This window comes from Dapis hubbardiae BLCC-M172 (assembly GCF_050016015.1).
Taxonomy (GTDB): Bacteria; Cyanobacteriota; Cyanobacteriia; order Cyanobacteriales; family Microcoleaceae; genus Trichodesmium.
In genome coordinates this window covers 48,661-54,962 of record NZ_JBNHEQ010000013.1, presented here as the reverse complement: position 1 = coordinate 54,962, position 6,302 = coordinate 48,661, and the positions used below count along the sequence as shown (strand labels likewise).

General features: G+C 37.7%; 7 protein-coding genes. 5 read left to right on the top strand and 2 right to left on the bottom strand.

The genetic code is table 11. The features are described from left to right. The 4 genes from ACP6PK_RS01445 to ACP6PK_RS01430 all read left to right on the top strand — a co-directional run. Positions 1-544: RNA-guided endonuclease InsQ/TnpB family protein (locus ACP6PK_RS01445; RefSeq protein ID WP_426557125.1), on the top strand; the 544-nt coding region annotated here is incomplete at its 5' end. Between the two features lie 107 nt (positions 545-651). Continuing rightward, positions 652-1,317: a hypothetical protein gene (locus ACP6PK_RS01440; protein ID WP_426557123.1), complete on the top strand. Its 666-nt coding sequence runs from the start codon at positions 652-654 to the stop codon at positions 1,315-1,317. A gap of 624 nt (positions 1,318-1,941) precedes the next feature. After that, positions 1,942-2,187, top strand: a complete 246-nt coding sequence (locus tag ACP6PK_RS01435) for a hypothetical protein (RefSeq protein WP_426557121.1) — start codon at positions 1,942-1,944, stop codon at positions 2,185-2,187. Continuing rightward, complete coding sequence (locus ACP6PK_RS01430) at positions 2,157-3,137, top strand: CHAT domain-containing protein (RefSeq protein ID WP_426557120.1); 981 nt, start codon at positions 2,157-2,159, stop codon at positions 3,135-3,137. The genes ACP6PK_RS01435 and ACP6PK_RS01430 overlap by 31 nt, the downstream gene beginning before the upstream one ends. Before the next feature lie 886 nt (positions 3,138-4,023). On the opposite strand, the gene ACP6PK_RS01425 is transcribed toward ACP6PK_RS01430, so the two are convergent. Both ACP6PK_RS01425 and ACP6PK_RS01420 read right to left on the bottom strand, forming a co-directional pair. Then, the gene (locus ACP6PK_RS01425) at positions 4,024-4,359 is read right to left on the bottom strand and encodes a hypothetical protein (protein WP_426557118.1); all 336 of its coding nucleotides are present in this window, start codon (positions 4,357-4,359) and stop codon (positions 4,024-4,026) included. A 214-nt stretch (positions 4,360-4,573) separates the two neighbouring features. Further along, positions 4,574-4,780, bottom strand: a complete 207-nt coding sequence (locus tag ACP6PK_RS01420; protein ID WP_426557116.1) for a helix-turn-helix domain-containing protein — start codon at positions 4,778-4,780, stop codon at positions 4,574-4,576. Between the two features lie 532 nt (positions 4,781-5,312). Here ACP6PK_RS01420 and ACP6PK_RS01415 point away from each other — a divergent pair. Next, positions 5,313-5,627 carry a transposase family protein gene (locus ACP6PK_RS01415; RefSeq protein ID WP_426557135.1) on the top strand — a complete coding sequence of 105 codons (315 nt, stop codon included), beginning with the start codon at positions 5,313-5,315 and terminating at the stop codon, positions 5,625-5,627. The last annotated feature ends 675 nt before the right edge of the window (positions 5,628-6,302 follow it).

Genomic DNA, 6,302 nt, shown 5'->3' with positions numbered 1-6,302 from the left:
TATCAGATATATATTATACCCTTTTTTTTACTATTTTTTCACTAAAGTCCCGATACTCAACGAAAAGGAGCTTGGCTCTAAAAACAGAGTCAAAGCTATCAAAAAACTAGCAATATTGCACAAGAAAGTAGCAGATATTAGAGCAGATGCACTACATAAACTGACAACATGGGCGAGCTTTGAACCACAGCACCATAGTGATAGAAGACTTGAATGTAAGTGGAATGCTCAAAAAGCGGTGCGACCCCGCGACGACGAAAGCTCGCTTGCGGAACGCGCACCAAGAGATCATAAACTAGCAAGTGCCATAGCAGACTGTGGGTTTTATGAGTTTAAGCGTCAGCTTATATACAAGTGTGAGTGGTATGGAAGCCAGCTAGTGATAGCTCCTAGATTTTATCCGACTTCTCAATTATGTTCTCACTGTGGGCATCAACAGAAAATGCCTTTAAGTGTGAGAACTTACGAATGCGGACACTGTGGTTTCACTGCTCCCAGAGATTTTAATGCCGCTATAAACCTAGAAAACTATGCACGTCAGTAGCTTGAGTTTCAAGCGATTTCAAGCCTGCTCTCGAAGATAAGTTGCAGACTGCGGTCAGTGGTCTTCTGTGAAGCAGGAAGCTAACTCCAAAACCCTCTTGGGTAAGTTTGGGTAAGTTTAGTAAAATGGAAGGTGGTAATATAAATATAACGACAGGGTTCCTCGAACTCCGTCGTAGTAGTCAAATTTCTACAGAAGCAGGGGGTACGGGTAACGGTGGCGATATTGATCTTAATGCTGAGAATATAGTTATTCTGGAAAATAGTAACATTACTGCCAATGCTTTTGAGGGTGCGGGTGGCAGTCTTAGCATTACCACTGAAGGTTTATTTCAATCTCGCGATAGTGAAATTACAGCCAGTTCGGCACTGGGTGTTTCTGGTATAGTGACTATCAACAACCCGGAAGTAGACCCCAGTAGTGCTGTTGCCCCTTTGCCAGAGGAAACTACAGACCTCAACCAACTTGTAGCAGCAGGTTGTGCAGGTAGTGGGGATAGTTCTTTTACTTTTATTGGTCGTGGCGGTATACCTGTTGCTCCAATGGAAACATTGCGCGGTCAAAGTCTCTGGCAAGATTTAGAAAATTATGCAGTTTCAGGAGAGCGAACATTTTCAGGAAATCAAATTGTCACCCATGAGACTTTACCCAAATATCAAAATCAGTTAATCGAATCAACGGGTTGGATATTTCACCCAGATGGTAGGGTAGAATTAGTAGCAGTTATGCCTAATCAGAATTGGTATCGACCAATTAATTGTCAAGATTTATAGGGGTATTAATTCCAGGAGACCACATTCAATAATTGATAATTGATAATGGATAATTGATAATTACCTCTCCCTAAAAGGAAGAGAATTAAATAAAAGGAAAATAAATTAATTGTTTCTCTTGATATAGTTGGCTTTAAACCTTAATTATTCGGTAAGGATGTTGCATAGAGCGTCGTTTTGGTTGTGGCAAAGATTGCAAAATACTCCAATACACCCTATTGTTTAAATAGATATCAAATGGGTTCCATCTACTATTACAGGTGTAGGAATACTAAAAATTTAACTTATTTTTAACCTGGTCTTTACTCTAATGTTCTCAGAGTATCCTAGATTCAAAAAAAAGGGCCTTGGTGATTTTGGCTATGATTTTCGGCATTCTAGAAACCGGGTTTGTTGGAGACAGATATCAGTATGTATCGGCATCTAATACAAACCCGGTTTCTTATAACACGCTTTTGATATTTCATAGCTCATTCACCAACGCCAAAAAAAGAACTACTTGTAGTACCTTATAAATAAATAAAATTTTATGCTCATATGCTGAAATTTTCCCGTTTTCGATCTTCTATCTTCCTGAGTAATCTAATATTAGGGCTATTAACCTTTATATTAGTCACAACTATTTTGCCAGCATTCGATCGCTATGCCCCAACTGCTTTTGCCCAAACACCGATACAACAAATAGAACAAAAAGGCCGAGAGCTTTATCAGCAAGGCCAATTTTTAGAAGCAATTGATAATTGGCAAAAGGTTGCTCAAGACTATGCAAAACAAGAACAATTTATTCGTCAAGCTCAAACTTTAAACTATATTTCCACAGCATATCAAGCTTTGGGAGAATGGCAGGCAGCGAAAGAAGCGATCGCCTAGAAGTAATTCTTTCACTACCCGATCATCCCTTGCTTCATTACATTACTCCACTACCGCAAGAGGAAATTCAAAGCACTCTTGAACAACTGTACTCTGCATTTTATATTGGATTTTCCCAAAAAGAAAGACTCAAACTTGCTCAAGAAGTATACAACTGGCTAATTCAACCAGCAGAAGTAGATTTAGCAGCTAATAATATTCAGACTCTAGTATTTGTGCTTGATGGCTTCCTGAGAAATATACCAATGGCTAGTTTATACGATGGTCAACAGTATCTGATTGAGAAATATAGCATTGGTCTGAGCCAAGGGTTGCAATTATTTCCAGAGGGCCTCGAAAGTGCAAGACTTAATGTTTTAATGTTGGGTCTTACTGAAGCACGTCAAGGTTTTACCCCTCTACCAGGAGTAGGAGTTGAAATTGAGGAAATTGCCAAAAAAATAGACTCAAAAACTATTCTCTTGAACGAGGAATTTACTCAAGTAGCTTTCCAAAAGAAAGTAGAAGGTAAACCATTTCGGGTAGTTCATTTGGCAACTCATGGTCAGTTTAGTTCCGATCCAGAAGAAACATTTCTGTTAACTTGGGATACTCGCCTCCAGGTTAAAGAATTTTCTGAATTATTACAAGAACAAAATCGAGACCCAATAGAATTACTGATACTTAGTGCTTGTCAAACTGCTGCTGGAGATAATAGAGCTGGATTAGGTTTAGCTGGATTGGCTTTGCGTTCTGGTGCCCGCAGTACCCTAGCAACATTGTGGTCTGTTGACGATTTGTCTACGGCTGAATTTATGATAGATTTTTACCAGGTGCTAACTACTAAATCTGAAACTAATTTGACTAAAGCAGAAGCGCTCCGCCAAGCTCAAATAGCTTTAATAAAAAATCCACAATACAATCATCCTTACTTTTGGGCACCTTTTGTCTTAGTAGGTAATTGGCTGTAATACAGTTATCAGTTATCAGGAGAAGTTCAGTAGGGTGCGTTAGGCGCTGACCACAAATTACCGTTGAACTGTCAAATCTTACATTGCGCCGTAACGCACCGTTCACAGGAGAATTCCAGTAGGGTGCGTTTTGCTGTCGCATAACTCCGTTAACGCTGCGCAACATGAAAAGGCGCTGACCACAAATTACCGTTGAGCTGTCAAATCTTACATTGCGCCGTAACGCACCGTTCACAGTCTAAATTTTACCAGTCAATATGCACCTTATAACTTTTAACTTCTCTAAAATGGTGCCCTGCGACGGATTGCTCAATCCATTTCAGAGTCTGAATTTAAGCCGTCTAACGCACCCTACGGGAATGATAAATTTTCACTCTAAAATGGTGCCCTGCGACGGATTGCTCAATCCATTTCAGAGTCTGAATTTAAGCCGTCTAACGCACCCTACGGGAATGATAAATTTTCACTCTAAAATGGTGCCCTGCGACGGATTGCTCAATCTATTTCAGAGTCTGAATTTAAGCCGTCTAACACACCCTACTGGACCGACACAGCTAAAACTGTGCATTAGGGAGTAGGGGAGTAGGGGAGTAAGGGAGTAGGGGAGAAAGACTGTTGTTGGCTTTCGTTCCTCAACCCAACCTATATCTAATGCATCATTTAAGGTGTGTCAGTCTACTACTGTCGTGTCAAGCTTAAAATAGGGTAATAGGAAAATGGCAAAATCTAAGCTATATATTGTTTTTGTCCAAAATTCTAATACAACATTTAAAGCTTGACGCGCCACTACGGGAATGATAAATTTTCACTCTAAAATGGTGTCCTGCGACGGATTGCTGAATCCATTTCAGAATCACTGGTCACAGCATAGTGTAACAATCCTAAATCAATACCTTTTGAGTTTTCGCGCATTGGGTTGGATTTCTGCAACCTCAACAGGTACAGCTTTATCTTCTATCGTGAAGCTAATATACCATCCGTCTGCTTCACGGATGACTGTACCTGTCTTAATCTTGAATCCTACTGGTATTGAGCGATTGTATATTAAAGGGACTAAGCCAATCTTTGGTAAATTGATACAATACCGACCATTGGCATTTTTGACAATGTTGTTGGTATTTGATAACTGAGGATAGCTGAAGGAATTATAATAATATTTCCCCTTGAATTTAGGTCTGCCACTGGTTTTACCGTTTTTATCAGGTAAGGTAAAGTTATCCATAGTAGTTTGTACGCGCTGGATCACATCTTGCAATACCTGGGAGTGGATGGACTTGTATTCACCGAAGAGTTTTTTAGTTTGTGCTAAGTTGGCTAACTGTACTGTTTCCCAAGCTACATAACCATTTATTATGTTGGGATGTTTGTCACCTTTTCTAGTTATCGGATTACCATTACTATCTTTCTTTCTACCATCTCGTGTTTGTACTCTAAATTCAGGAATGTGCGTGATAAATTCGCTGTACTGGTACTACTGAAATATTAAGAGGACAAGCATTTACTGGTGTGCGCGTGGCTTCAAACCAGTTTAGCCTTTCAGCCAAACGGTAATTATATTGCCGTCTGGCTAATTCCAACCAATTAGCAATAATTAGCGCTTGACTTTTATGGGGTTTTAGCTTGTACTTGTATTTGAGTAGCATGGGAGAATCTACCAGGATTTCTCAAAGATTTATTGTAATGGCTGTGTTAATAAATTGTCAATAGCTATAGCAAACAGGACAATAGGAAAACCGCACACCCTAGCCCGGCTTTCCCATACAACGCTCCCCTAATAGCTGCCGCACTTGCTCCGCCTTTTCCTGTTGGATAGATATATTACAATGATTATTACCAGGTAGTTTATTAGAATAATTCCGTGGAAAAGAAAATGAATATTTATGGATACAGGAAATTTTAATAGAACAAAAATTAATTGTAGATAGTATAGAACAGAATATATATAGGCCGGAGGACGATGATAAACAGAAAAAATATTACTCTAGAAAAAAGACAAATAATACATTAAAAAACTAAATAATATAGCAACAGCCAGGGCGATTACGACATAGAATGATGATGAATCAAAGACCACGGAAATACTTTTCCCACTGTTCCCTGTTCCCTGCTATAACTACATAAAAAGGTACATAAATAGTAGATGTAGTAGGGGGATAAAGAGGGCTAAACAGCGATATTAATTTACTCATAAAACAACAAAATAAATTTGATAAAAAACAAAAAATTCAGGTAGATAAAGGAGATCAAGGCGAACAAAGAACTACGACTCCGAAAAAAAAGCCGAGAAAACAAGAACTAGCACCAAAATTTAAAGAAGAAAACAAGGAAAAAGCGAAAAAAAGAATATTTGTAGAAGATGTAATTAGGTTGATAAAAATATTTGGAGTAGCCAGAGAAAGATTCAGATTAAAAGATAGTAATTCTCAAAAAGTAATTCTAACAGTATGTGGTTTAGTCAGACTAAGAATAGGAACGTTAATTTTAGTATAAAATCTCAATAATTGAATCAATAAAAAGAAAAAAAGATGCAATAAAACATTGACTTATTAACAATAAGTACCTCAAAGACTGATAATGGTGTACAACATACTAAAAATGCTTGGCAATTATAAAGAAGCTGAAGTCAAGCGAAAAAAGGCTTTGGCAATTTTTGGAGAAGTCTATTTACCTAAAATATGCTCAAGATTATCTTTTGGTAAACGAAAGGTTAAAACTTCGCTAAAAAACTTTTGAGTTTGTGGATCTTTGAGAAATAGGTATATATTATAAGTATGTATTAGAAGTATTTTTCTAAGTATAGATTCTAGGTATTTTTATGCAAAGATTACTCAAAAATATACTGTCAATGGTAGTAGATAGGGCAAAGTCTGGGGCTAGCAAATGCGATAACTATATAACAGAATTTAATAGACCTCTCCTGAAAAGAGGGAGTAGAGAGTAGGGAGTAGGGAGTAGGGGGAAAGAATTGATTATTTATGTCTGATAATTGATTTGATTTTTCATTATCGGAAAAAGAGGGAGTAGGGAGTAGGGAGTAGGGAATAGGGAATAGGGGGAAAGAATTGATTATTTATGTGAGATAAATGAGCTATAATATAAAGAATTTCATCAAAACTATGATTGTTATATTTATTGATATTTTGTTTTGTGAAAGTATTGAATATC

Bases quoted from the DNA above. Each gene is read 5' to 3' on its own strand.
- ACP6PK_RS01420 (WP_426557116.1), bottom strand. From the start codon at position 4,780: ATGCTACTCAAATACAAGTACAAGCTAAAACCCCATAAAAGTCAAGCG.
- ACP6PK_RS01430 (WP_426557120.1), top strand. From the start codon at position 2,157: ATGGCAGGCAGCGAAAGAAGCGATCGCCTAGAAGTAATTCTTTCACTA.
- ACP6PK_RS01425 (WP_426557118.1), bottom strand. From the start codon at position 4,359: ATGGATAACTTTACCTTACCTGATAAAAACGGTAAAACCAGTGGCAGA.